The following is a 25,312-nucleotide window of genomic DNA, read 5'->3' on the forward strand; positions in this document are numbered from 1 at the left end:
AAGTAACTACTTATGTTTTTTCTTCTATATCTTTTCTAAGATCTAATTTCCTAAAGGCTGGAGAAATAATAGCTGTAAAAATAACCGTTAGTAAAGTCATACTCCCGCCAAATACTACAGCAGTTACTGTACCCATGTATTTCGCCGTAATACCACTTTCAAAAGCGCCTAACTCGTTCGAAGATCCTACGAACATAGAATTTACAGAAGACACTCTCCCTCTCATATGATCGGGAGTTTTAAGTTGTAATATGGTTTGCCTTATCACCATCGAAATTCCATCGGTAATTCCACTAAAAAACAATGCGATTACGGATATCCAAAAAACAGAAGATATACCAAAAATTATGATACTCACTCCAAACCCAAAAACAGCTACTAATAATTTGATTCCCGCTTTTTTATTAATTGGAAAATAAGCCGTGGTGAACATAATTATAAAAGCTCCTACTGCCGGAGCTGCTCTTAAAATACCAAATCCCTGAGGTCCGACTTTTAGAATATCTTGAGCAAAAACGGGTAATAATGCAATCGCACCTCCAAAAAGAACCGCTATCATATCTAAAGTAAGTGCTCCTAAAACTGCTTTAGTCTTAAAAACGAATCTTAATCCTTCTTTCAGACTTTTAAATATGGGCTCTCCAATATTGGGATTCATTATTGGTTTTTTAGGGATTTTAAATAAACAAATGAAAGCTAGTGTAGCCCAACCAACAATTACTAACATTGACCAATGCACATCTATCAAACCAATAGTAAATCCTGCTAGTGCTGGTCCTGCCACAGCCCCTATTTGCCATGTAGAACTACTCCAAGTAGCAGCATTGGGGTATATTTTTTTGGGAACTAATAATGCTAAAAGGGAAAATATAGTAGGACCCAAAAAAGCTCTTACAATACCTCCTAAAAAAACAAGAAAATAGATTCCATATAAAATAGTGGATTCAGTCAAAGAATCCCTAAAACTAGGTAATGTTAATAGAAATAAACCTAAACTAATCACCAAAAACCCTGAAATACATATAAACAGTAAGCTTTTCTTCTCTTTTTGATCAACGATATGACCCGCAAATAGAGCCAAAGAAACAGCAGGAACTATCTCCATTAGTCCAATAATACCCAAAGAAAGAGGATCTTTTGTGATACTATATACTTCCCATTCGATTACTATAAATTGCATGGTCCAGGCCATTACCAGAGACAAACGTATTAATAAAAAAATAGTAAACTCTTTATATCGTAATGCTGAGTATGGATCATTTTTCATTAAAAAGGTAATTATTTTTTTAACAAAGATAGTATCTTAGTCTACATAATATATTACGATTTTTGTCTTATCTAAAACATTCAAAAATATCATATCATACTCGTAAACATTAGCTAGCATTAATAGTATAGTTCTAGATGATTAAATATGTGATATTACCTAAATTATTGACAAGCAAAAAGAACTTATTATTAAAAAATGAAACGATATATAACACTCATTGGCCTACTATACATATGCTTTTTTACCCATGCCCAAGAAAAGGTATTAGAGCTGGAAGATGGTTTTGTGAAATTTCAATCTAAAAAGGAATCATACGCATTACCAAATCAACTTACTGGTGATCTTATGCTTTTACTAGAAGAAGGTAGACAATTTCACGCGCATTTATTAGATAGTAGTTATACCAATACATCAAAGATTTCTACCAAAACAATTCCTTCTAAATACAGATATATTTTAGGATATAATATAGAAGGAAATGCATACTCCATTTTCTTTAGCGACAGCTGGAGTACTAAATTTGGTGTACAAACTTTTGACTTTGAAACCAAAACTGCTAAAAATACTTTCTTAGACTTTAAAATTAAAGGTGAAAAATATGTAGAAAGCGTAGTTTACAATAATAAAATTCATCTCATCACGATTACAAAAAAGTCTTCAGATTTAAATATCTATACTTTTGATAAACAATTTACCCCTACTAAAAATACAGTTTCTCTAAAAGAATTAGAATATCCAAACCCTAAAAGCAGGAATCATACTATAAATGCATACTATTTGTTGCTTTCTGATTCAGGAGGAATTTCACGCTCAGTTATAGATATTGAAAAAATAGAAGGTAGTAATCCCAACGTTATTGAAACTACTTCAAAAGAAAACAAACTATATCAGTTTAATAATCAATTGATCTTTAGTTTTGACTATGATCATAAAAAAACTCAATTGTGCTTTATAGATTTAGAAACATTTGAGGCCACTGTAAAATCTTACAACAAACCATCTAAAACCGAAGAAGGATATCGTAAAAGTAATTCTTATATCTTCGATAATAAGCTTTTTCAAATCGCCAGTTCTAATCAAAAAATGAAGTTTACCGTTTTAGATTTAGAAACTGAAAAAATAATCAAAGAATATAAGGTTAAAAAGGAAGATACAATCAGGTTTAAAAACTCGCCTATCATTCAGGAAGGTGGAGGCATACTTCCTGGTTTTTCAGAAAATCGAGTTAGAGAAATGGAAAAAACATCCAAATATCTTAGAAAAATCTCTTCCTCTGATTTAGGAATATCGGTGTACAAGGTAGATAATAAATATAATATCATCCTTGGAGGCACAAAAGAAATTACAACCAGTAATGGATATGCCGGAATGAATGGTTTTGGTGGTGGATTTGCCGTTGGAGGTACTGTTGGAGGTGCTACAGGAGTATGGATAGGTTTTAATCCAACTTTCTATAATTATAGTAGTTATACAACCACAAAATCTACATATATCAACTGTCTTTTCGACAATAACTTTGATCACATTCAGGGTGACATTAAAAAAAATGGTTATGATAGATTATTTGAGTTTGAAGACAATTTAGATATCAAAACGAAAGCAGTAAATATATTTTTACATAAAGAGAGATTACATTATGGTTTCTTTGATCCTAAGAAAAGAACCTATGAATTATATAGCTTCAAAGAATAGTTCTCTATGCTTAAAATAGCATATCATCCTATATACAAACATCCTTTACCAGATGGTCATCGGTTTCCAATGATTAAATACGAATTGCTACCCAAACAATTGCTTCATGAAGGTACTTGTATAGAAGAGAACTTTTTTACACCTCAAATACTAGATTCTCAACCTATTCTAGCTGTGCATACTCAAGAATACTATAAAGAGCTCACGAAACTTACATTAGATCGAAAAGCAGTGCGTAAAATTGGGTTCCCTTTATCGCAAGAATTGGTAGATAGAGAAGTTATCATAGCAGACGGAACTATTAAAGCTTCAGAATACGCCTTAAAATATGGAATCGCTATGAATATCGCGGGAGGAACACATCACGCCTATACAGATCGTGGTGAGGCTTTTTGTTTATTAAACGACCAAGCTATCGGAGCTAAACATTTATTACAAAAAAACTTAGCAAAAAAGATATTAATCGTTGATCTAGATGTACATCAAGGTAACGGAACTGCCGAGATATTTGAGAATGACGCAGAAGTTTATACATTCTCTATGCACGGAGCTAGTAATTACCCTTTTAAGAAGGAACAATCCGACTTAGACATCCCTCTTGATAATGGAACTGAAGATGCAGATTATTTAAAAATCTTAAAAGAAACCCTTCCTACCCTTATAGAAAACCAAAAACCAGATTTTATCTATTATCTCTGTGGTGTAGATATATTAGCTTCAGACAAACTAGGTAAATTAGGATGCACTATTGAAGGATGTAAAGAAAGGGATCGTTATGTATTACAAACTTGTAAAGATCTCTCTATCCCAGTTATGTGTTCTATGGGTGGTGGATACTCCCCTGATATTAAAATTATCATTGACGCACACGCAAATACCTTTAGACTGGCCCAGGATATTTTCTTTTAATCACAAATAATATTAGATATTATTATACTCTTTGTTCAAAAGTCACATTGTACTACATATTCTAATAACATATCATCAATAAAACTAAGATTTCAGTTCATAAAACACCAAAAATCAAGGTTAATAAATCATTTTTGATAAAAATTAAACAAATAGATCTCCACTACCTTACTTAGATACTAAAAATTAACACGCTAACGTTATAGCAGTTATACAAATCATAGCTAAGCTTAACTAAAATGAAAAAAATTTACATCCTATTCGTGATGGCATTTCTACTGTCATCAGAATACGTTATTGCTCAAGAAAATTGTGAAGGTAACTGGTTAACAGTAAACGGCAATAAATTATTGGATTCCGATGGAAACGAAGTACTACTTGCTGGAGTCAACTGGTTCGGATTCGAAACACAAAACAATCTTATTCATGGATTATGGTCTAGAGATATGTACTCCGTTCTTCATCAAAGCAAAGAACTTGGATTTAACTGTTTTCGGATTCCATGGCATAATTTAATGCTTCGAGATGGTGTCGAAATTTACGAGCCAAATGAATGGGTTCAAGATATTTTGACCGATAATACGGGTTCTGGTCCATACTCAAATCTATATCTTCAAGGTATTACTAAACCTATTGATGCATTAGATAAAATTGTGGAATGGTGTCAAGAAAATCACATGAAGATCATTCTTGATTGTCATTCTCGTAATCCAGATGGGTATCTTGCAGAAGGTCTATGGTATACGGATACTGTTTCTGAAGAAGAGTGGATTGCGGATTGGGTTTTCATCGCAGAACGGTATAAAGATTATGATGCCGTTATTGGTATGGATTTAAATAATGAACCACACGGAAAAATTGATGATCCTGAAGGAGCTAGATGGGGGAATAATGATCCCGCAACCGATTGGAAGTTGGCAGCAGAAAAATGTGGTAATGCAATTCTAGAAGTAAACCCTAATGTACTAATCATTGTAGAAGGAATTGAAGCCTACACAAAACCTGATGGAACAAATACAACCTATTGGTGGGGAGGAAACTTACAAGGTGCGAGAGATTATCCAATTACTTTAAGTAATCCAAACAAGCTAATGTATTCACCTCATGAATACGGTCCAACAGTTTTTGAGCAGACTTGGTTCTCTGCTCCTGATTTCCCAGAAAACATGCCTGGAATCTGGGAAGAACAATTTAATTTCTTAAATACCAATGAAACTTCTCCATTGTTTGTTGGCGAACTAGGTATCCAAGGACAAGGAGGAAAAGATGAAATTTGGTTTGCTAAATTTATTGATTTCATCAAGGAACAAAAATTACATTATACATTTTGGTCTCTCAATCCTAATTCTGGTGATACAGGAGGGATTTTAGATAATGATTGGAGTACTGTAGTACAGTGGAAAATGGATTATTTACAGCCAATTCTATCAAATCCAATTCCTAATTGCTCTGCAGGCAATGTATTAAGTGTAGAGGATCTAACCGATATCTCATTTAGCGTATATCCAAATCCAGCAACTCAGATACTAAACTTTAATTTTAAAGAAGGAACTATTGCATCAATAGGCATTTATGACCTTAACGGAAGAGAAGTAAATGTACTTGATGATAAAGTATTATCTTCTAACAGCTACGCATATGATGTTTCTAAATTAGCTGTAGGAGTTTATCTGTCTAAAGTTACTCTTGTAAATTCTAAAGAAACTTTCACTAAAAAAATTATTATTCAATAATAACTTTGCTAAACTATTATAAAAGGAACTGATTGAGTAATTAGTTCCTTTTTTTGTGTATAACAGTCAAAAATTAATACATACAAAAGCCGTTTACAAATGATTAAATCGGATTATCGTATCTTGCTTATCAAATAAACACTATGCAAAAAGACTGTCCGGAATGTGGCGAAAAAATTATTGGTCGAGCAGATAAAAAGTTCTGTAGTGATTACTGCAGAAATGCTTTTAACAACAAAATCAATAAGGATAGTAAAAATCTGGTAAGAAATATTAATAATCGTCTTAGAAAAAACTATAGAATATTAGAGGAACTCAATCCAAATGAAAAAACAAAAACTACCAAATCGAAATTAATCGCTAAAGGATTTGATTTTCAACATTTCACCAGTATTTATACAACTAAAGTTGGTAAGATCTATTATTTTGTATATGACCAAGGATATCTCCCATTAGAAAATGAATATTACGCCTTAGTTAAAAGAAATAGTTAATATGCATCCTAATATAATTCTCTTTCAAATAAATTCTAATGGTTATTTTCTAATAGGAATTTTAATATTGGTTATTGCTATATTAGTTTTTATTGGATACTATTTTAGTCATAAAAACAGAATCTTACGAAAACTAAAACAAGTCAATCCAAAAAGAATTCAGCTTATTAAAGACAAGGAATATACTAAAGTAATTGGAAAAACACATATCATTACAGAGCCTATTATCTCTCCTATAGGTAAAAGAAAATGCGTCTATTATCAAATTAAAGTCGAAGAAAAACGTGGTGGTAAGAATAAGTCATGGCATACCATTATAAAAGAAGACAACGGAATTGATTTCATTATAGAATCGTCTGGAGAAAAAGCTGTTGTAATAACGAATTCATCTCCAAAAACTAAAATGGTTTATTTGGTCAAGGATGTAAAACAGGCATCAGGCACATGGAACGATCCTCCTAAACACTTGGAAACATACCTAAAATCACATGGTAAAGATAGTACTGGATTATTTGGTTTTAATAAAAGTATACGTTATCGAGAAGGGGTTATTGAAGTAGGAGAAAAAATCACAATATTGGGCACAGGACATTGGAAAGAGTCCGATCATAATCTTGATCGATACTCTTCTAAAAGTTTATATATATCTGGTGATAGAGAAAACAAATTAATCATAACAGATGATCCTAAAGCACAAGAATTAAAATAGAAACTTACTTATCTCTCCAATTCTGGCTGTTCATTTTTAGGGCTGCTTTCATTACATCTTTTTGACTAATCTGCCCTACTAGCTTACCATCCTCTAAAATCGGAAATCGTCTTCTTTTAGTTTCTAAAAATTTATTTGCAGCATCAAAAATGCTTATGTTTCCATCAATAGTTTCCACATTTTTAACCATAAACCTTTCTACATTGGCATCATCAATAGGCATGTTATAATAGCGGCTTTCGTTTAATTGTTTGATACAATCTCCTTCAGAAATAATCCCTAATAATTCATTTTGTTCATTAACAACTGGACCACCCGAAATTTTGTTTTTTACTAATGACTCCATTACTTCCAAAACAGATTGTGTTGGAGAAAAAGTAATCAAATTTCTGGTCATATAATCCGAAACTTTAATCGGTGTATTATCTTGTTTTTTTACCTTAGATCTAGCGCCCTGAAAACTTATAATTCCCATAATAATAGTGATTTAGTGAATCTTAAATATAGTCATTTTGAGTTACTTATTCAATGGATTTTTAACATTTATAATGATAAAATCTTATTTTATTACCTTTATCACAACTAATAAAATAGATAAATTTTAGTTATTACTAAAAAAACTAACGCTCGTGACACTTATCTTAATAGATATTAAATAAATGAGACAAAAAGGAATCAAATTGATAAAAGTGAGCTTACTAACATTTCTTTTATATGTTTCTATTTTTGTTACAAAATCTTACCATACATCTCTTCGCTCAAACTAACACAAACAATCAATAACTGATGAAAAAAATTCTTTCAGTACTCACGTTTATATTAATTATCCTATCCGTTTGGTATACATTTTATAGTAGTATGCCTCAACAAATTTCTGGTCTCGATACTCCGGAACAACAGTTTTCAACCTTAAGAGCACTAGAGCACGTCAAAAAAATCTCTGAAAAACCGCATTACGTAGGTAGTCCTGCGCACGATGATGCCAAAAATTATATTATAGAAGAACTCAAAAAACTAGGATTATCACCAGAAATTCAAGAAGGGTTTTCTATCGGCGATAAAGGTAGTATGAGTAAACCACAAAATATTATTGCTAAAATTAAAGGTACATCAGAAGAAAGTAAAGCTTTACTCCTTCTATCGCATTACGACAGTAGTCAACATTCTTCTTATGGAGCAAGTGATGCAGGAAGTGGAGTTGCAACAATTTTGGAAGGTATTAGAGCATATATAGCTCAAAATAAAACTCCTAAAAATGATATTATCATATGTATTACAGATGGAGAAGAATTAGGCTTAAATGGAGCTGATTTATTTGTGTCAGAACATCCATGGACGAAAAATGTAGGTCTTGTTTTAAATTTTGAAGCCAGAGGAAGTGGAGGAAACTCCTATATGCTAATGGAAACCAATGGCAAGAATGGTAAAATGATCGAAGAATTCATAAAAGCAGATCCGCAATTTCCTGTAACAAATTCATTGGCCTATAGTATTTATAAACTATTACCTAACGACACTGATCTTACAGTGTTTAGGAAACATGGAAATATTGAAGGATATAATTTTGCTTTTATTGATGACCACTTTGATTATCACACTGCCAATGACACCTGGCAAAACCTAGATCTAAATACATTACAACATCAAGGTAGTTATCTAATGCCGCTATTAACTTATTTTTCTAATTCTGATATTACAAATCTCAAATCAGAAGAAGACTTTTTATATTTTAACGCCCCAATATTTAAGGTAATTAAATACCCTTTTAGTTGGATTTATCCATTACTAGGGTTAGCAATCTTCTTATTTATCGGCTTCATAGTGTATGGAAAAGCCAGATTTCGTATTAATGCAGGAGAAGTTGGAAGTGGGTTTTTAGCATTTATTATTTCTGCAGGTTTAGCAGGAGTTTTAGGTTTTGGGCTTTGGAAATTGGCTTTAATCATATATCCGGAATACAATGATATCTTACACGGGTTTCCATATAATGGATATTACTACATTGCGGGAGCTGTATTACTGGCCGTAGCTGCTTTTTTTAAAGTATACAGTATTTTTGATAATGAAGAAGAACTACCTAGTATATTGGTAGCTCCTTTGTTTTTTTGGATCATAATTTGTGGAGGTGCTGCTGTTTATTTAGAAGGTGCTAGTTATTTCATTATACCCGTACTTCTTTGTCTTCTATGTCAGTTTGTTTTGATAAATCAGAAAAGACCATTTCCGATATTAATGCTCATTCTATGTCTTCCAGCCATTTTTATGATTGTGCCATTTATAGCTACATTTCCGGTTGCTTTAGGATTGAAAATTGCTTTTGTCTCATCTGTACTTACAGTTTTACTTTGTACATTATTGCTACCAGTAGTAGGTTTTTACACTAAAAAAAGTATGATAGGCACTGTTGTATTTGTGTTAGCATTAGTATGTCTTGGAGCATCTCATTTTAAGTCTGATTTCACTAAAGAAAGACAAAAACCAAATAGTTTGGTATACATAGTACACGAAGACAAAAATAAAGCCTATTGGGCATCTTATGATCATACTTTAGATTCATGGACCAAAAACTACATCGATCGTCTCAAAAATCTAGCTAAAGATTGGAATCAGAATACTATTGAGAGTAAATACAGTAATTCTTTCAACTATGTAAATGATGCTCCTTTAAAAGATATTAAATCCATAAAAGTTGAAACCTCTTTTGATAGTATCGTGGGAGATAAAAGAATACTAGATATTTGCCTACGTCCTCAGCGCGATATCAATAGAATTGATTTGTTTATGCGTAAATCTTTTAATTTTGAAAGCTTATTAGCAAATGGAGTTGCTCCAAAAGATGTCACCTATAGAGATGGATCCAGATACAATGCATTCACTAATCGTTGGAATAATCGTTTATTAACATACCACTTAAGAAATAATGAACCTTTAGAATTAAGAATGCAATTCCATAAGGATTCTGTACCAGAAATTGTTGTATACGAATCTTCATATGATTTGCTCGAAAATGATCTATTTTCTGTTCCAAAGCGTTCTGAAACGATGATTCCAAAACCTTTTGTACTTAATGATGCCATTACAATTAAGAAAACATTGAGATTCGAATACACCGAAAAACCTCAGGATTCTACATCTTTGCAAACAGACCAATCTACAAATTTATCAGAAGATAATGAGCAAACAAATTAGTATCCTGGGTACAGGATGGTTAGGATTACCATTAGCAAAAGCTTTACTAGCAGAAAAATACGGTATTAAAAGTTCTACAACCTCAAAAAACAAATTAGACAACCTAAAAAATGAAGGCATTAATCCCTACTTAATAGAAGTCACAGAAGATGGTCCTGCCGGTGCTATTGAATCTTTTCTGGAAGGAAGTGAAATATTGATTATCAATATCCCTCCAGGATTAAGAAGGAATCCAGAAAGTGATTTTGTAGGCAAAATCAAACATCTAATTCCATCTTTAGAAAAGTCAACTATCCAAAAAACTATTTTTATTAGCTCTACATCAGTTTTTGCAGATCTAGAGGGTTTTCCTTTGATTACTTCCGAAACATATCCAAATGCTATTTCAAATGCAGGAAAACAACTAATACAAACAGAACAAATCTTGCTAAGTAATCAAAAATTAAAAACCACTATTCTTCGTTTTGCTGGTTTGTTTGATGCCCGAAGACATCCTGCAAGTATGCTTTCGAAAAGAAAAAACATCAAAAATCCACAGGCACCAGTAAATCTAATTCATAGAGAAGATTGTATAGGTATTATTAAAAGAATAATAGCAATAGATCACTGGAATGATACTTTTAACGCTTCCTATCCAGAACACCCGGCAAAAGCTGAATATTATGGTACAATCTGCAAACAAATGGGACTAACAATTCCTGATTATGATTATAAAACTCCTTCAAAAGGGAAGATTATTAATTCTGATAACGTTTCAAAAATTTTGGAATATACTTTTAAAAGGAATTTGAATTTATTCGATAAAAACCCTTAGTTCTATCGGTTTGATAAGGGAGTTAATTATATTCCTCCATACGGATTAGTCCAAGCAAATCCATTATCAAATTTATGACTATGAAATCTTTCTATATAAAAGAAAAATTCAAACAACTTTAATAGTTTTTTGTTCTTTTTTACTTAAACTTACAGGGAAATTAGTGTAATCAAAAAACTTAAAATATTATGAAAAATCAAAAAATAATCGCTATTAGCGACTTTACAAGTTATAAAACAGTCAATTTATCATTAATTTATGGTGGAAATGGTAACGGAAGTGAAATAGGTGGTGACCTTGAGATGAATTCCAATATAAAAGGTGGCGTTTTAAATGCTGCTATAGGAAAAGGATAGGTATTAGCAAAAATATACAATGTAAAAGCCTCTGATAAAACAGAGGCTTTTTATATTTCATATGTCCTGTCCTAAAATAAATTATCCTTTTATACTAGCTTTCATATACTCACGATTCATACGTGCAATATTTTCTAAAGAAATTCCTTTTGGACACTCTATCTCACAAGCTCCTGTGTTGGTACAATTACCAAATCCTTCTTCATCCATTTGGTTTACCATAGCCATCACACGATCTGTTGCCTCAACTTGTCCTTGTGGTAACAAAGCATATTGAGATACTTTAGCTGATGTAAACAACATAGCAGAAGCATTTTTGCAAGCAGCTACACAAGCACCGCATCCAATACACGTGGCAGCAGCGAATGCATCATCTGCATTATCTTTATTAACCGGGATAGCATTAGCATCAATAGTGTTTCCAGAAGTATTTACAGAAATGTATCCACCTGCATGTTGGATTCTATCGAAAGCACTGCGATCTACCATCAAATCCTTTACTACAGGAAATGCTTTTGCTCTAAAAGGTTCTATAAAAATAGTATCCCCATCATTAAACTTTCGCATATGTAATTGACAAGTAGTTACTAGTCTGTCTGGTCCGTGCGGTTCTCCATTAATCTGTAAAGAACAAGCTCCACATATTCCTTCTCTACAATCATGATCAAAAACTACAGGCTCTTCACCTTTAGTAATTAATTCTTCATTTAACACGTCTAACATTTCTAAAAAAGACATGTCACCTTCAATTCCAGATATTGGGTATTCTACTATCTTTCCTTGTGACTTAGCATCACTCTGACGCCATATTTTTAATGTAAGATTCATATTATTTTAGTTTTTGGTTGTCAGTTGTTTGTTGTTAGTTTTAATCGTATTCCATAAACTAACAACTAGCAACCATCAACTATTTATAACTACGTGTTTTTAATTCAATGTTTTCAAATACTAAATCTTCTTTATGAAGTACAGCATCTTTAGGCTCTCCTTTATATTCCCAAGCAGAAACATATTTAAAGTTTTTATCATCTCTAAGAGCTTCTCCCTTCTGTTCCCCATCTTGTTCAACAGATTCTTCTCTAAAGTGTCCTCCACAAGATTCATTTCTATCCAAAGCATCTTTTGCAAATAATTCTCCTAATTCAAGGAAATCTGCAACTCTTCCTGCTTTTTCTAATTCTGGATTCATGCTATTAGCCGCTCCAGGAACCTTAACGTTTTTCCAGAAATCTTCTCTCAAAGCAGCAATTTCATCGATTGCTTCTTTTAATCCCTGTTCATTTCGAGACATTCCGCATTTATTCCACATGATTTTACCTAATTTCTTATGGTAATAATCAACCGAATGTTCTCCAGATCCGCCCATCAATTTTTCGATACGATCTTTTACATCTTTCTCTGCTTTATCAAACTCTGGGGTATCTGTTGGGATTTTTCCGGTACGAATATCATGAGATAAATAATCTCCAATAGTATAAGGTAAAACGAAATATCCATCGGCTAAACCTTGCATTAATGCAGATGCTCCTAATCTATTCGCTCCGTGATCAGAGAAATTAGCTTCTCCCGCAGCATAACAACCAGGAACAGTGGTTTGTAAGTTATAATCTACCCAAAGACCTCCCATTGTATAATGTACTGCAGGATAAATCATCATTGGTGTTTTGTATGGATTCTCATCTACGATCTTCTCATACATCTGGAAAAGGTTACCATACTTATCTTCGATAACTTTTTCTCCTAATTCTAATATCTGTTCTGGAGTAGGATTATGAATCCCAGATGTTAATGCTTTTTCTTTCCCATATCTTTGGATTGCAGCAGCAAAATCTAGATATACAGCCTCACCAGTCTTATTTACTCCAAAACCTTCATCACAACGCTCTTTTGCAGCTCTGGAAGCTACATCACGAGGAACTAAATTTCCGAAAGCAGGATAACGACGTTCTAAGTAATAATCTCTTTCTTCTTCGGATAACTGTGTCGGTTTTAATTTACCTGCACGTATCGCTTCTGCATCTTCTTTTCTTTTTGGAACCCAAATTCGACCATCATTACGCAATGATTCTGACATTAGCGTTAATTTAGACTGATGATCTCCTGATACAGGAATACAAGTAGGGTGAATCTGTGTATAGCAAGGATTTGCAAAAAAAGCTCCTCTTCTGTGTGCTCTCCAAGCTGCCATTACATTACTTCCCATAGCATTCGTACTTAAGAAAAATACATTTCCATATCCTCCGGTAGCCAAAACTACAGCATGTGCAGAATGTCGTTCAATTTCTCCAGTAACTAAGTTACGAGCTATAATACCTCTCGCTTTTCCGTCAACCTTCACTAGATCTAACATCTCATGACGATTGAAAGCTTGTATTTTTCCACGATTGATCTGACGATTCATTGCTGAATATGCTCCTAGCAATAATTGCTGACCCGTTTGTCCTTTAGCATAAAAAGTACGAGAAACTAATACACCTCCAAAGGATCGGTTGTCTAATAATCCACCATACTCACGTGCAAAAGGCACACCTTGCGCCACACACTGATCGATAATATTTCCAGAAACCTCTGCTAATCGATACACATTTGCCTCTCTAGATCGATAATCTCCTCCTTTTACGGTATCATAAAAAAGACGGTAATTAGAATCTCCATCTCCTTGATAGTTTTTTGCTGCATTGATTCCACCTTGAGCCGCAATAGAATGCGCACGACGAGGAGAATCCTGATAACAAAATGTTTTTACGTTATATCCAAGCTCTGCCAAGGTAGCGGCAGCACTTCCTCCTGCTAATCCAGTTCCCACAACAATAACGTCTATATTTCGCTTGTTGGCAGGATTCACCAGGTTAATTGTATTTTTATGTTTTGTCCACTTATCAGCCAGTGGACCTTCTGGTATTTTAGAGTCTAAAATTGACATAATAGTGGTTTTAGTGATTATTATTAAAATGTAATACTAAGGATACAATAATAAATCCTAACGGAATTACGATGGCAAATACTTTTGCAAACTTAGTCGCTCCTACAGAAAACTTGTTATTGAATCCTACCGATTGAAACGATGATGCAAACCCATGCCACAAGTGCAATGCCAAGAAAACAAAGGATAACACATATAATCCTGTACGCACAGGGCTCACAAATTTCTCTAATAATTCGTGATAATAGCGAGTTGGATCCTCTGGCGCGAATTCCACATATTTATGTACCATTTCAGGAATCCAGAAATCATAAAAATGTAACCCCAAAAATGCTAAAATCACTAATCCAGAAAGAATCATATTTCTGGACATCCAGGAAGAATTAGCCCCACCACTATATTTAGCATATTTAACTGCTCTGGCGTTTCGATTTTTTATCTCTAAAACAAATCCCATAATAAAATGGAAAACTACCCCAAAAATTAATACCGGCTGTAAAGCAAACTGTACTAATGGATTTGTACCCATAAAATGTGATAATTCGTTAAAAGTATCCGGGCTAAAAACAGAAGTAAAATTGATGGTAAAGTGCTGTAATAAGAAAAATACTAAGAAAAGTCCCGAAAGTGCCATCGCCACTTTTCTAGCTATTGAAGATTTTATCAATCCACTCATTATTAAGAATGTTTAAAATTTTGAGTAGCAAAAATAAGCTTCAAACTTGTTTTTAACAAGGTTTTAGCCCTATAATACGGTATTTATAATGAATTAAAATAGATTATAAATTTTGTTTAGCTTTCATTACGAAATCGTTTGAAATATAGTACTAACTTTGAACAAAAAGCAATTAGCTTCATAACTAAAATGTTAATTTTACCTCATAAATCATAATGGAATTCAGGCTTGCAACTATTACGTTTACATCGTCAAATTGATATTTCAAAACTAATATTGTAAAAAGATGTCATAAAGCTGTTAGTTATCGTCTCTTCAAAATATTAAAAAACGAAAACACTATTTTTGAAAAACAATCAAACTTTTAATACATTACTTTTAGGTGAAACAGTTCTTATTAAAATTTATTCTTTTAATACCTTTATTCATTTTAGGAAATACACTAACAAATGCAAATCAATCCAACGCGCAAGATAGTTTAGCAACCAAATCTCCTCAAGAATTAATAGAATACATAATACAATCCCATAATGCTGAACAAAGTAAACTTTATGAAGCTGCTCTTTCCAATCTTTCTAGTGACCATTCGATTTTAGCGGAGCACTATTATAGTGTTTCTGATAGTTTTTATGAGAAAGGAAAATACGATCGTAGTATATACTATTTAGACAAAGCCATTAAATCTGTTAAAGAGGTTAAAAATGATTCTCTTTTGTGCAAATATTTTATTGCATCCGGTAATTCATATTTAAAGGATTGGAAAAACCAAAAATCTTTAGATTATTATAACAAAGCCTTAACTATTGCTCATAATAATGGGTATATTAGAAATGAATTTATTACCAATTCGAGCATATCCATTATTCTAAGAAGAATGGGACAGCATGACAAGGCCTTAAAAGTTTGTAAAAACTCATTAAAACTTACAGAAAACTCAATTGATAAAAATACCGAAAATCACGTCAGGCTTCTTAATATAATAAGCGAAATTTATTTGGATCAAAAAAAATACGATTCTGCTAATCACTATGCAGATATCGGTTTAGCTATTAGCAAATCATTAGATTTTTCTATTGGATCCATTGATTTGTATACAAAAAAAGGGGTTGTGTATTCCCATAAAAACGACAATCAAAAAGCATTACTATACTTTCGTAAAGCTGAAGAGGTTCTCATTAATAAGAAAATTACTCAAAAAAAATCAATTTTAAATATTAATTACTTTCTCGCAAATCATTTTTATGAGGAAAAAAAATATAACAAGGCAATTTCTTATCTAAACAATACTATCCCCATCTTAGAAGAAAAAGATGCTCGAAATAGTAGAGTACTTGATACATACATTTTATTAGCAAATTGTTATTCTAAAATAGGCAAAACCAATGAAGCTACGCATTGGTTACAAAAACTCATAAAATTAAAAGATCAATTTGAAGATGCAAAACATAAAACGATTACTAAATTACATAAACAAGAGATTGATGAATTAGAAAATCGAATGGAAATACTTACAAATGAAGAAATGAAAGAAGAACGTTATAAAGAATATACATTCTTCCTACTATTATCTGTATGTATTATATTGATTTTTATCGTTTTTAAGTATTTCAAAAAACAAAAAACAAACAATGCACGGTTTAATGAATTATTAGAAAAAATAGACTCACTAGAATCGAAAGAAAAAAAATCAGTGCAAACAACAGTAGTAATTAATGATGATAAAGTAAATGCCGTACTAAATAGATTGGAAAAACTCGAAAATCAGGAATATTTCTTAAATACTGATTGTGATCTTAGATCCATGTCTAAAAAAGTAAAAACAAACACTACCTATTTATCCAAAATCATTAAAACACATAAGGCAGCTAGTTTTAACGATTATATTAATGACCTAAGAATTGAATATGCACTAAAAAGAATAAAAAACGACAAAAAATTCAGATCCTTTTCTGTTAAATCAATTGCCTTAGAAATTGGATATAAAACCGACAATTCTTTTACCAAGCATTTCAAATCAAAGACCGGATTAAATCCATCTTACTATATCAAAAAAATAAATAATCAAGATCACAACTCTTAAAACCTCATAGCATTAAGCGAATTCTTCCAAAAGATAAAAACACTGTTCCTTAGTCTATATTTCTCACCTTAATTTCTTTAAAATACGGTTATCTATTTATGAATTTCCGGGTATAAAAAGTACCTTGAAATCATATTCGTTGGAGTGTATATAAATAAAACTCATTTAAAACTATTACCATTATGAAAACAAAACAAAGAAACACCATTACCTTAAAAAAGCTAACTATTGCTAAGATCAACCCAAATACAATGATAAAAATAAAAGGTGGGGAATGTGATCCTACAAAACCTGATACAGGATCGCATGATACCATGTGTGACTGTGATAACATTCTTTAAAATAGATAAAAGAATTAATCTATTCATTCATCACTCTTTTTACATCCGTATTTTTCGCAAAATACGGATGTATCATTTTTTTACGCCTCCATTTCGGTATACCTTGAATAAAAAATCACTGTATAACTAATACTTGATTTTTAACAAGGGTATACCGAAAACCTTTTCATAGAGTAGGTAAAACATCAATAATTTAAAACACAAAATTATGTTATCAAAAATTCTAGAATTAAAAGACGTTGCCAAATTAGACAAATCAGAAAAGCTATCTATCAACGGAGGCTATTATTGCAGAACAAATCTACGTTGCGAAACATCACAGGATTGCTGGGAAGTTACTGGTGATTTTTCTGATAGATGTAACCAAGGTTATTGCCATATATTTTAGATGTTAATTTAATTCGTCATCAATAAACCCTGACATTTTCAGGGTTTTTTTATACCTTTTCTTTTTTGATTTATAACTATGAGGAATATCCACACAAAATTGCCCAACGTATCAACTACAATTTTTACAGTGATGAGTAAAATGGCAAATGATTATAAAGCTATTAATCTGTCTCAAGGATTTCCAAATTTTAAAACTGACAAAAAATTAATCGATTTGGTTACTATTGGTATGCAGAAAGGACATAATCAATATGCTCCAATGCCAGGTTTATTGTCCTTAAGAGAGGTGATTGCAGAAAAAACCAATTCCCTTTATAATAGTGACTACCATCCCGAAACTGATATAACTATTACTTCTGGAGCTACGCAAGCTATTTTTACAATTATTTCTGCATTTATAAGTACTGGAGATGAAGTTATTATTTTTAAACCAGCCTATGATTCTTATGAACCTTCTATAGAATTATTTGGCGGAACGGTCGTTCCTGTTCAATTATCAGCTCCTAATTTCACTGTTGATTGGAAAGAAGTTGCCAGTAAAATCACTTCCAAAACTAAAATGATCATTATCAATACTCCACATAATCCAACTGGAACAGTTTTATCAAAAAACGATATGCTGGAGCTAGAAGCTTTATTAAAAAACACTGATATTATTTTACTAAGCGACGAAGTCTATGAACATATTATTTTTGATAGTCAGGAACATCAAAGTATCGCCAGATTTCCTGGATTAGCAGAAAGAGCTTTTATTACTGCTTCTTTTGGCAAAACGTTTCATACTACTGGCTGGAAAATGGGATATTGCATAGCACCTGGAGATCTGATGGCAGAATTTAGAAAGGTGCATCAATTTAATGTATTCTGCAGTAGTCATCCTATGCAATATGCATTAGCAGCATACTTAAAAAACCCAGAACATTATGTATCTCTACCGGATTTTTATCAGAAAAAAAGAGATCTATTCTTATCACTAATCAAAGATTCTCGATTTTCATACGTTCCTGCAGCAGGAACTTATTTCCAATTATTAGATTATACAACTATTACTGATGAATGGGATGTGGCTTTCGCCGAAAGGTTAACAAAAGAACATAAAATTGCTTCCATTCCTGTTTCGGTTTTTAATCTAAATCAACAAGATGATAAAGTGTTACGATTTTGCTTTGCAAAAACAGATGACACCTTGAAACGGGCTGCAGAGATTTTGTGTAAAATTTAGCGGAAATCTATAGAATCCATATCTTTTTTATAGTGATAAACGAATTCCTCTACATTCTCTTTAATTGAACGTTCGTCTCTGTGATCTTGTTGATTGATATTAATTTTCTCCAAATCAATATTATAGTATTTATTTACTGTTTTATTAATTAGGTGTACATCTATTAAAGATTTCATAAAATCATAATTTTCTTTTGTTAACGACCCAAAGAAGCTTCCATTCCAATATCCTGAAAAGTTTCTTATTAAAAGAGCTACAAGCTCTTTGGAATTTATATTTTCTTCAATAAAGTTATCAAACTCCTCAGGCTCTAATTCTTTCCAAATACTCATAACCATTTTATTCATAACATTTTCAGGAAATTTAAAAAAAGGCTTATTCTCTTCGCTTAAAGATTTTACTTTAATCAGAATCTTATTTTCCAACTCTTGTTTAAATGATATTTTTTTAAATTTCCTAGCAAAATGACTTAGTTCTTTATAATTTAATTTATCGGAAATAATCAAAATTGACTCCTTATCTACCTTATCCATTGAATCAAAAACAACAGCTACTTTCTCTATCAACTCTATTTTTATAGTTCTCCCAAATATATTTCGAATATCATCATCAAAAAACCCTCTATGATCTATTAATGAATTTAACAACTTAGCCTTACTTTCATCTTGTAAGTCATCAATTAATAATTCCAACTCAAGCAAAGATTGTTGGGCACCATATTTTTCAATCAAGTTTTTTATTAAATTACTTCCTTCATCATTTTTACCTGCAATTACTGCATCCAAATAAGAATTAAAATCTCCAATGATTATTTTATTATTTAAATGATATGAAAAATACTTATCGAAATGATCTTTATGATTAACTCTTTTTTCTTTTTTGCTATTCAAAATTCTACTAGATGAACTAAGCTCAATTTCATCCATTTCTAAAGAGATATTATTAGGAAATAATTTATTTACAACATTGAATACATCTCCATTCTCCAACACCTCATCATCTCCAAAAATATTATTCGAAGTAATCCTGTATTCAGCTAAATTAACATGATTCTTATTATAATTCTTAATGATTTCATAGCAAGAACCATATTTTATTTTTATATACTCTATCCAAAATAAATCGCTAATATGCACTTCATCTCCTATAGAAAACAATGCAATATAAAAGCTATTTAATATTCTTATAACTTCTCTTGGAGTATTAAATTTTGTAATTCTATAATTATCCAAGATTTCCTCTAACTCCTGTTTTTTGTCATTATCTTCTTGCAAATATTTGGATTCAGAATAAATACTTGAAAAAGTTTGAAGAAGTTTTTTTTCAAAGAAATTTTTTAAATCAACATCCTCTACTTTAGGCAAATGCACGGGGATATTTATTATTTTTTCAAGAAACAATTTTCCATCGTCATCATTATCCCCATATCTACTTTTAATCGCTCTAGCAACATGATCTGGATCCATTGTAATTATATATACCAAATTTTTAAAGTTTCCGTTTAGCTTTACAATTTTAAGCAACGTGAAGATCTCATTCTTATCTAATCGATCGATATCATCTATAAATATTACTACTTTGTAGTTAGAATTTTCCAAAGCGCTATCAATTTTCTCCTTAAAAGATTCTAAAGACAATTCTTCTCCTTTAAGATCTTCCCCCAAAGTCTCAAAGATCTTACTTGGATCAAAAATCATCTTCGCTCCCAAATACTTAGGAATACCAGCTGATGCAGAAAGTTTTATTGACTTTAAATATTTACTTGACTTTACAATGTATTCACCAGCTATCTTCAAATTGGATTCTTTTTCTAAAAATAACTTCTGAGCCAATCCTTCAAAAAATGCAACTAGCATTTCATCTTCAGTGCCATATCTCCAAGGATTAAAATGATACTTCATTATTCCTTTATCATCTTTATCTTTTTTAAAAACATCAATCTGTTTATTGAGAAGATTCAGAAATGATGATTTCCCTTCACCCCACTTACCATAAATCCCAATTACTAAAGGTTCGGAGTTATTGGTATTGTTTTGAATGACTTTACGCACCTTCTCAGCATAATGCCTATAATTTAGAAGATCTTGCTCTGATAAATGTATTGGAGATTCAGATAAAAAATGATTTCCTTGTTCTTTTTTTACTTCGGACATTAATTTAGACTTTTAATAATCTAAATATATATAAAACAATGTATTCATTTAGATCAAAATGGGGAAAATTCAAACATAAAATCCAAAATCTCTATCGATTCCCTTTCAGTAAATTATAATTTATCAAAACAACCTCAACTTTTTCATCCTTTAGAATTTCCTTTGTACCAAAAAAATCGATATTTAGAAAGGGAACCAGTATCCAAATATACTTTCTGCGATTAGGAAAGTGCTCTTTTATGATATGATAATCTTTATGATTAGTAGAAATACCTATTTCCGGTTGGTCATTTAAAGTTTTTTCAATCTTTAATATTTCAATTCGCAATTCATCTTCATCTCTTTTCCTTAAATCATATGGCAAATAATAACTAGTTTTAAACCCTTCTTTGGTAAACAAAGGTAATACCTCTGGATAGCGCGTTTCAATTAAAATATTTTGCAACGGATAATTTCTTTTCCTGAAAACCTGAAGTAATTTATCTAAAATATCGCTGGCTGTATCTCTATTCAGATTTTTGATATCTAACCACAGTAATGGATGTTCCGTTTTATCTAAAGTATCGAAATAGTCTTCGAATCTTAAACCTATTGATTCAGTAGGTGGATGATTTACATCCAAAAAATCTCCTTCTACATTATACATCAAGTCTAATTCTACTCCTTTAAAATATTGTAATGCCGAATGAAGTTTTTCAATACTATTGGCTCTATGCGCCCATATTTTATCATAGTCCCCAAGAAACTCTAATTTATACGGACTTAGATGATACAAAAATGCAAACACAAATAAAATAAGCGTACTAACAATTCTAAACCTAGTCTTTTTACTCCTAATCATGATATTCGCAAATTACAGTTTAATTACAAACTCTTCCTAATCAAATCATAACTTCTAGAAATCAAATCGTAACTGAATAATCTCTATTTCTTGCTTTTCCTTTTTCTTTTGATCTTTCTGAGCTGTATTTAGGTTAGAAAGTGAAATCCCAAGTAATCGCACAGAGTTCTTCATTTCTGATTGATATAGTAACTCCTTTGCCGTCTCCAAAAGTATAGCTGCATCACTTACAAAATAAGGTAATGTTTTACTTCTAGTCTGAAGTGTAAAATCACTGTATTTAATCTTTAGTGTCACCGTCCTCCCAGCTACTTTGCTTCTTTTTAAGCGTTTCTGTAATTCCTCTGCAATATTTTCCAGTCGTTCCAACATATATATTTCAGAAGAAATATTCTCGCTAAAAGTCCTTTCTGCAGCAAGGGATTTTCGTTCTCTATTTGGTTTTACTTCGCTTAAATGAATTCCTCTAACAATTTTATAATAATGCCCTCCGGATTTGCCAAAATGTTGAGTAAGGAACTCTTCTGATTTCATTTTTAAATCCTTTCCGGTATAAATACCTAATTGGTACATTTTAGCTTGTGTCACTTTTCCTACTCCGTAGAATTTCTTAACATCCAGATCCTCCAAAAACGCCATAACTTCTTCTGGATTTACGGTTTTCTGACCATTAGGTTTGTTATAATCGCTAGCTACTTTTGCGATAAATTTATTAATAGATATTCCTGCCGAAGCTGTCAATCCTACTTCATCAAAAATTCGTTGTCTGATTTCCTGGGCGATTAAAGATGCACTGGGATTTCCTTTTTTATTTTCGGTTACATCGAGATATGCCTCATCTAGTGATAAAGGTTCTACTAATTCTGTATAGTCAAAAAATATTTTACGGATTTGTTTCGAAATCTCCTGATACCGATCAAACCTGGGTCGCACAAAGAGTAAATCAGGACATAACTTTCTAGCTGTAAATCCTGGCATTGCAGAACGAACACCAAACTTACGTGCTTCATAACTTGCTGCACTGACAACACCACGTTTTCCTCCTCCACCCACAGCCAGAGGTTTTCCTTTAAGCTCTGGGTTGTCCATTTGTTCAACAGATGCATAAAATGCGTCCATATCTACGTGTATGATTTTTCTCTGACTCTTCATTCTTTGTATACCACAAAAATAGCAGATATAAACTATTCAAAAGTGTTCATCATTAATTGACTACAAATTATAATTACAAAGCATCTAAGTAAATATTTCAGTATTAAATACTTCTAAAAAATGATATTCTTATATTTGTAAGGATTTTATCAGATAAAAATAATATCTTGCTTTATTGATCCCAATCAATTTGAACTAAATTATATTTAAAAAATGAAAAATTATACCCTACTACTACTTTTTGCTTTTATTTGCTGTAAATCGGAAAGTAAGCCTTCTGACAACCTTAATAAATTAAGTGAAACTAACCCTACAGAAGCGGTTGATACTACAAACGAGGAAAATGACCCTGTAGCTGTTATTCAAAAAACATACACAGCTACTCAAAAAGATACAAATGGTAGTTTTACACAGAAACTATCTGTTTCTTGGTTATCTGAGGACACCATACAATATACGTTTGTATTTGAAAACCAGTCCTGTAAGAAAACTACTTTAGGCGGAAAAGCTACAGCACTAAAACCTGGTAAAGAACCTTTCATGAATAGTCATAATGGAGCTTCTTTTGAAGTTAAAAGATACCAAGAAAATAAACATAGTTATAATATCTTATTACACATAGATTCTACTAACAAAGATAAAGCTGTTGTTGAGCTATCTCCTTCTGAGGATAGTGAAAATGAAAACTGTAAACCAAGCGATATCGTAATGGTAGCTCAAAATTAATATCAACATCTTTTTTATTACTTCAATAAAAAAGGAAATTAGCTATGCATATTTTTTGAATCAAATCTGGTATATTGTATAAAGGATATACACGATTGATATTAATTATATCGTAAAACCTATAATTCTTCTTGCTAAATTTACAAGATGGCTAAAACAGCAATCATATTAGGAGCAACAGGATTAACAGGTAGCATTCTTTTAGATTCATTACTTGATGATGATCGTTATTCTAAAATTAAGTTATTCTCCAGAAAAACTGTCGGAATCTCTCATTCCAAAATAGAAGAGCATCTAATTAACATGCTTCAATTAAAAACTGTAGTTACTGATTTTATTGGAGATGAAGTATTTTGTTGTATTGGAACTACGAATGCCAAAACCCCGGATAAAGGATTGTATCGTACTATTGATTATGGTATTCCGGTAACTGCAGCTCAACTTTGTAAACAAAATAACATTAAAACTTTTATAGTTATCTCTGCTTTAGGAGCAGATACAAAAAGCCGAGTATTTTATAATCGCACCAAAGGCGAAATGGAAGAAACAGTTTTATCTCTGGAAATTCCTAAAACACATATTTTACAACCGTCATTAATTAGTGGTAAAAGAGATGAAAAAAGAACAGGAGAATATTTCTTTAAACAATTAATGAAAGTAATAAATCCTCTATTGCTCGGATCTTTAAAAAAATATCGTTCGATTCATCCAGAAACGATCGTTTCAGCAATGATATGGTTAGCGAACAATGAATTCAATGGTAAAAGAGTAGTTTCTGATGAAATCAAAGTAATTCGTATGAAAAAAAGCATCTAATTGGTTCATATACCGTATCCGTATCTTTCTGAACTCCTATAATTGTTGAATATCCATAACAGCTTCTACATTTGTTTGAAAATTATGAATCATTAAAAAACAAACAATGAAGTTATTAAAAAATCCCCTCCTAGCCTTCTTAACTTGCCTATTAACAACCAGTCTTGTTGCTCAATCTGATGTAAAATCCTTTGACTTTAAAAAAGGAGAAGTTCTAGATATTCTTTTATTAACCAATAAACCAGATATCGAAAAAGACTTCGAAAAATATAAAAAAACTGCCTTCCCTGTAGCTTTTAAAAGAACCTATCGACCACAACCTGGATTTAGTATCAAAGAAACAACTCAAGGAAACATTCAACCTACTACTTTTATTTTTGGCAAATGGAATGACTTAAAAAATCGTGAACAATTTATTTCAGAAATCGAAGATATAGTTCCGGATTTTCATGTACAACGAAGAAATATGTGGTCTATATTTAATTTAACCTACTATGAAATGCCAAGAGATATTTCTTTTAAAATAGACAGGAGTAAATATATTGTAGCTACATCTTACTGGAAAAAAGATACTGAATCGTTCAAAAAATTCACAGAACTTTGGTCTCAAAAATCGGCGACAAAAGGAGGAAAAAAAATTCTTCAATTAACCAACGGAAAATCACCTATTGGATATTATCATAATCCTGATTTACTAGTTATTACTCAATGGGAAAGCAAACAAGAATTTGATGCTTTTTACAAAGAAAATCTTAAAATGGATCACAAAGGCGTGTTACATGTAAATCAGTTTGTATTAAACTAGTATATTAAACCCGGTTTATGT

At 31.6% G+C, this 25,312-nt stretch carries 23 protein-coding genes; 15 read left to right on the forward strand and 8 right to left on the reverse strand.

Annotated features, from left to right (window positions below):
- Positions 1-10: 10 nt before the first annotated feature.
- On the reverse strand, positions 11-1,267 hold the full coding sequence (locus Q0829_RS09765; RefSeq protein WP_298541983.1) for an MFS transporter: 1,257 nt from the start codon (positions 1,265-1,267) through the stop codon (positions 11-13).
- A 198-nt stretch (positions 1,268-1,465) separates the two neighbouring features.
- Here Q0829_RS09765 and Q0829_RS09770 point away from each other — a divergent pair, with 198 nt between their 5' ends.
- From Q0829_RS09770 to Q0829_RS09790, 5 genes are all read left to right on the forward strand, one after another.
- Complete coding sequence (locus Q0829_RS09770; protein ID WP_298541984.1) at positions 1,466-2,962, forward strand: hypothetical protein; 1,497 nt, start codon at positions 1,466-1,468, stop codon at positions 2,960-2,962.
- 6 nt (positions 2,963-2,968) lie between these two features.
- Positions 2,969-3,871: a histone deacetylase gene (locus Q0829_RS09775; RefSeq protein ID WP_298541985.1), complete on the forward strand. Its 903-nt coding sequence runs from the start codon at positions 2,969-2,971 to the stop codon at positions 3,869-3,871.
- A gap of 239 nt (positions 3,872-4,110) precedes the next feature.
- A complete protein-coding gene (locus tag Q0829_RS09780; protein ID WP_298541986.1) occupies positions 4,111-5,604 on the forward strand; it encodes a cellulase family glycosylhydrolase in 1,494 nt (497 codons plus the stop codon).
- Positions 5,605-5,747: 143 nt separating this feature from the next.
- Entirely contained in the window at positions 5,748-6,098 is a 351-nt protein-coding gene (locus Q0829_RS09785; RefSeq protein WP_298541987.1) for a hypothetical protein, read from the forward strand.
- Position 6,099: 1 nt separating this feature from the next.
- A complete protein-coding gene (locus Q0829_RS09790; protein ID WP_298541988.1) occupies positions 6,100-6,807 on the forward strand; it encodes a hypothetical protein in 708 nt (235 codons plus the stop codon).
- Between the two features lie 4 nt (positions 6,808-6,811).
- Here Q0829_RS09790 and Q0829_RS09795 read toward each other — a convergent pair whose 3' ends face one another.
- Complete coding sequence (locus Q0829_RS09795) at positions 6,812-7,282, reverse strand: CBS domain-containing protein (RefSeq protein WP_298541989.1); 471 nt, start codon at positions 7,280-7,282, stop codon at positions 6,812-6,814.
- A 311-nt stretch (positions 7,283-7,593) separates the two neighbouring features.
- Here Q0829_RS09795 and Q0829_RS09800 point away from each other — a divergent pair, with 311 nt between their 5' ends.
- The 3 genes from Q0829_RS09800 (at position 7,594) to Q0829_RS09810 (ending at position 11,166) form a co-directional block, all read left to right on the forward strand.
- Positions 7,594-9,996: a M28 family peptidase gene (locus tag Q0829_RS09800; protein ID WP_298541990.1), complete on the forward strand. Its 2,403-nt coding sequence runs from the start codon at positions 7,594-7,596 to the stop codon at positions 9,994-9,996.
- Positions 9,980-10,810, forward strand: a complete 831-nt coding sequence (locus tag Q0829_RS09805; RefSeq protein WP_298541991.1) for an NAD(P)H-binding protein — start codon at positions 9,980-9,982, stop codon at positions 10,808-10,810. Before Q0829_RS09800 ends, Q0829_RS09805 begins: the two co-directional genes overlap by 17 nt.
- A gap of 188 nt (positions 10,811-10,998) precedes the next feature.
- Positions 10,999-11,166, forward strand: coding sequence for a hypothetical protein (locus Q0829_RS09810; protein WP_298541992.1), 168 nt, complete (start codon positions 10,999-11,001; stop codon positions 11,164-11,166).
- 81 nt (positions 11,167-11,247) lie between these two features.
- Here Q0829_RS09810 and Q0829_RS09815 read toward each other — a convergent pair whose 3' ends face one another.
- The 3 genes from Q0829_RS09815 to Q0829_RS09825 form a co-directional block, all read right to left on the reverse strand.
- Complete coding sequence (locus tag Q0829_RS09815) at positions 11,248-11,994, reverse strand: succinate dehydrogenase/fumarate reductase iron-sulfur subunit (protein WP_298541993.1); 747 nt, start codon at positions 11,992-11,994, stop codon at positions 11,248-11,250.
- A gap of 79 nt (positions 11,995-12,073) precedes the next feature.
- Positions 12,074-14,089, reverse strand: coding sequence for a fumarate reductase/succinate dehydrogenase flavoprotein subunit (locus Q0829_RS09820; protein ID WP_298541994.1), 2,016 nt, complete (start codon positions 14,087-14,089; stop codon positions 12,074-12,076).
- Positions 14,090-14,099: 10 nt separating this feature from the next.
- On the reverse strand, positions 14,100-14,765 hold the full coding sequence (locus Q0829_RS09825; RefSeq protein WP_298541995.1) for a succinate dehydrogenase cytochrome b subunit: 666 nt from the start codon (positions 14,763-14,765) through the stop codon (positions 14,100-14,102).
- Positions 14,766-15,147: 382 nt separating this feature from the next.
- On the opposite strand from Q0829_RS09825, the gene Q0829_RS09830 reads away from it, so the two are divergent.
- The 4 genes from Q0829_RS09830 to Q0829_RS09845 all read left to right on the forward strand — a co-directional run bounded on the left by Q0829_RS09830 (position 15,148) and on the right by Q0829_RS09845 (position 18,798).
- Entirely contained in the window at positions 15,148-16,845 is a 1,698-nt protein-coding gene (locus tag Q0829_RS09830) for an AraC family transcriptional regulator (protein ID WP_298541996.1), read from the forward strand.
- A 182-nt stretch (positions 16,846-17,027) separates the two neighbouring features.
- Complete coding sequence (locus Q0829_RS09835; protein WP_298541997.1) at positions 17,028-17,186, forward strand: hypothetical protein; 159 nt, start codon at positions 17,028-17,030, stop codon at positions 17,184-17,186.
- Between the two features lie 208 nt (positions 17,187-17,394).
- Positions 17,395-17,574, forward strand: coding sequence for a hypothetical protein (locus Q0829_RS09840; protein WP_298541998.1), 180 nt, complete (start codon positions 17,395-17,397; stop codon positions 17,572-17,574).
- Positions 17,575-17,652: 78 nt separating this feature from the next.
- Positions 17,653-18,798 (forward strand): methionine aminotransferase, encoded by a 1,146-nt coding sequence (locus Q0829_RS09845; RefSeq protein ID WP_298541999.1) that lies wholly within the window; start codon positions 17,653-17,655, stop codon positions 18,796-18,798.
- On the opposite strand, the gene Q0829_RS09850 is transcribed toward Q0829_RS09845, so the two are convergent.
- The 3 genes from Q0829_RS09850 to dinB form a co-directional block, all read right to left on the reverse strand.
- Complete coding sequence (locus Q0829_RS09850; protein ID WP_298542000.1) at positions 18,795-20,951, reverse strand: P-loop NTPase fold protein; 2,157 nt, start codon at positions 20,949-20,951, stop codon at positions 18,795-18,797. The two genes, Q0829_RS09845 and Q0829_RS09850, sit on opposite strands and share 4 nt — an antisense overlap.
- 91 nt (positions 20,952-21,042) lie before the next feature.
- Complete coding sequence (locus Q0829_RS09855; protein WP_298542001.1) at positions 21,043-21,792, reverse strand: hypothetical protein; 750 nt, start codon at positions 21,790-21,792, stop codon at positions 21,043-21,045.
- 54 nt (positions 21,793-21,846) lie between these two features.
- A complete protein-coding gene (dinB, locus tag Q0829_RS09860) occupies positions 21,847-22,944 on the reverse strand; it encodes a DNA polymerase IV (RefSeq protein ID WP_298542002.1) in 1,098 nt (365 codons plus the stop codon).
- Positions 22,945-23,157: 213 nt separating this feature from the next.
- Between dinB and Q0829_RS09865 the strand changes: the two genes are divergently transcribed.
- From Q0829_RS09865 to Q0829_RS09875, 3 genes are all read left to right on the forward strand, one after another.
- On the forward strand, positions 23,158-23,670 hold the full coding sequence (locus Q0829_RS09865; RefSeq protein WP_298542003.1) for a hypothetical protein: 513 nt from the start codon (positions 23,158-23,160) through the stop codon (positions 23,668-23,670).
- A gap of 147 nt (positions 23,671-23,817) precedes the next feature.
- Positions 23,818-24,486 (forward strand): NAD-dependent epimerase/dehydratase family protein, encoded by a 669-nt coding sequence (locus Q0829_RS09870; protein ID WP_298542004.1) that lies wholly within the window; start codon positions 23,818-23,820, stop codon positions 24,484-24,486.
- A gap of 106 nt (positions 24,487-24,592) precedes the next feature.
- Positions 24,593-25,291, forward strand: a complete 699-nt coding sequence (locus Q0829_RS09875; RefSeq protein ID WP_298542005.1) for a hypothetical protein — start codon at positions 24,593-24,595, stop codon at positions 25,289-25,291.
- Positions 25,292-25,312 lie beyond the last annotated feature (21 nt).

It is taken from the genome of uncultured Aquimarina sp. (assembly GCF_947492405.1).
Taxonomy (GTDB): domain Bacteria; phylum Bacteroidota; class Bacteroidia; order Flavobacteriales; family Flavobacteriaceae; genus Aquimarina.

What these genes read in the sequence shown, in the direction of transcription:
- Q0829_RS09855 (WP_298542001.1), bottom strand. Translation starts at nt 21,792, where the DNA reads ATGATTAGGAGTAAAAAGACTAGGTTTAGAATTGTTAGTACGCTTATT.
- Q0829_RS09775 (WP_298541985.1), top strand. Translation starts at nt 2,969, where the DNA reads ATGCTTAAAATAGCATATCATCCTATATACAAACATCCTTTACCAGAT.
- Q0829_RS09820 (WP_298541994.1), bottom strand. Translation starts at nt 14,089, where the DNA reads ATGTCAATTTTAGACTCTAAAATACCAGAAGGTCCACTGGCTGATAAG.
- Q0829_RS09845 (WP_298541999.1), top strand. Translation starts at nt 17,653, where the DNA reads ATGAGGAATATCCACACAAAATTGCCCAACGTATCAACTACAATTTTT.
- Q0829_RS09865 (WP_298542003.1), top strand. Translation starts at nt 23,158, where the DNA reads ATGAAAAATTATACCCTACTACTACTTTTTGCTTTTATTTGCTGTAAA.
- Q0829_RS09810 (WP_298541992.1), top strand. Translation starts at nt 10,999, where the DNA reads ATGAAAAATCAAAAAATAATCGCTATTAGCGACTTTACAAGTTATAAA.
- Q0829_RS09805 (WP_298541991.1), top strand. Translation starts at nt 9,980, where the DNA reads ATGAGCAAACAAATTAGTATCCTGGGTACAGGATGGTTAGGATTACCA.
- dinB (WP_298542002.1), bottom strand. Translation starts at nt 22,944, where the DNA reads ATGAAGAGTCAGAGAAAAATCATACACGTAGATATGGACGCATTTTAT.
- Q0829_RS09840 (WP_298541998.1), top strand. Translation starts at nt 17,395, where the DNA reads ATGTTATCAAAAATTCTAGAATTAAAAGACGTTGCCAAATTAGACAAA.
- Q0829_RS09870 (WP_298542004.1), top strand. Translation starts at nt 23,818, where the DNA reads ATGGCTAAAACAGCAATCATATTAGGAGCAACAGGATTAACAGGTAGC.
- Q0829_RS09835 (WP_298541997.1), top strand. Translation starts at nt 17,028, where the DNA reads ATGAAAACAAAACAAAGAAACACCATTACCTTAAAAAAGCTAACTATT.
- Q0829_RS09850 (WP_298542000.1), bottom strand. Translation starts at nt 20,951, where the DNA reads ATGTCCGAAGTAAAAAAAGAACAAGGAAATCATTTTTTATCTGAATCT.
- Q0829_RS09770 (WP_298541984.1), top strand. Translation starts at nt 1,466, where the DNA reads ATGAAACGATATATAACACTCATTGGCCTACTATACATATGCTTTTTT.
- Q0829_RS09780 (WP_298541986.1), top strand. Translation starts at nt 4,111, where the DNA reads ATGAAAAAAATTTACATCCTATTCGTGATGGCATTTCTACTGTCATCA.
- Q0829_RS09765 (WP_298541983.1), bottom strand. Translation starts at nt 1,267, where the DNA reads ATGAAAAATGATCCATACTCAGCATTACGATATAAAGAGTTTACTATT.
- Q0829_RS09785 (WP_298541987.1), top strand. Translation starts at nt 5,748, where the DNA reads ATGCAAAAAGACTGTCCGGAATGTGGCGAAAAAATTATTGGTCGAGCA.
- Q0829_RS09800 (WP_298541990.1), top strand. Translation starts at nt 7,594, where the DNA reads ATGAAAAAAATTCTTTCAGTACTCACGTTTATATTAATTATCCTATCC.
- Q0829_RS09790 (WP_298541988.1), top strand. Translation starts at nt 6,100, where the DNA reads ATGCATCCTAATATAATTCTCTTTCAAATAAATTCTAATGGTTATTTT.
- Q0829_RS09825 (WP_298541995.1), bottom strand. Translation starts at nt 14,765, where the DNA reads ATGAGTGGATTGATAAAATCTTCAATAGCTAGAAAAGTGGCGATGGCA.
- Q0829_RS09795 (WP_298541989.1), bottom strand. Translation starts at nt 7,282, where the DNA reads ATGGGAATTATAAGTTTTCAGGGCGCTAGATCTAAGGTAAAAAAACAA.
- Q0829_RS09815 (WP_298541993.1), bottom strand. Translation starts at nt 11,994, where the DNA reads ATGAATCTTACATTAAAAATATGGCGTCAGAGTGATGCTAAGTCACAA.
- Q0829_RS09875 (WP_298542005.1), top strand. Translation starts at nt 24,593, where the DNA reads ATGAAGTTATTAAAAAATCCCCTCCTAGCCTTCTTAACTTGCCTATTA.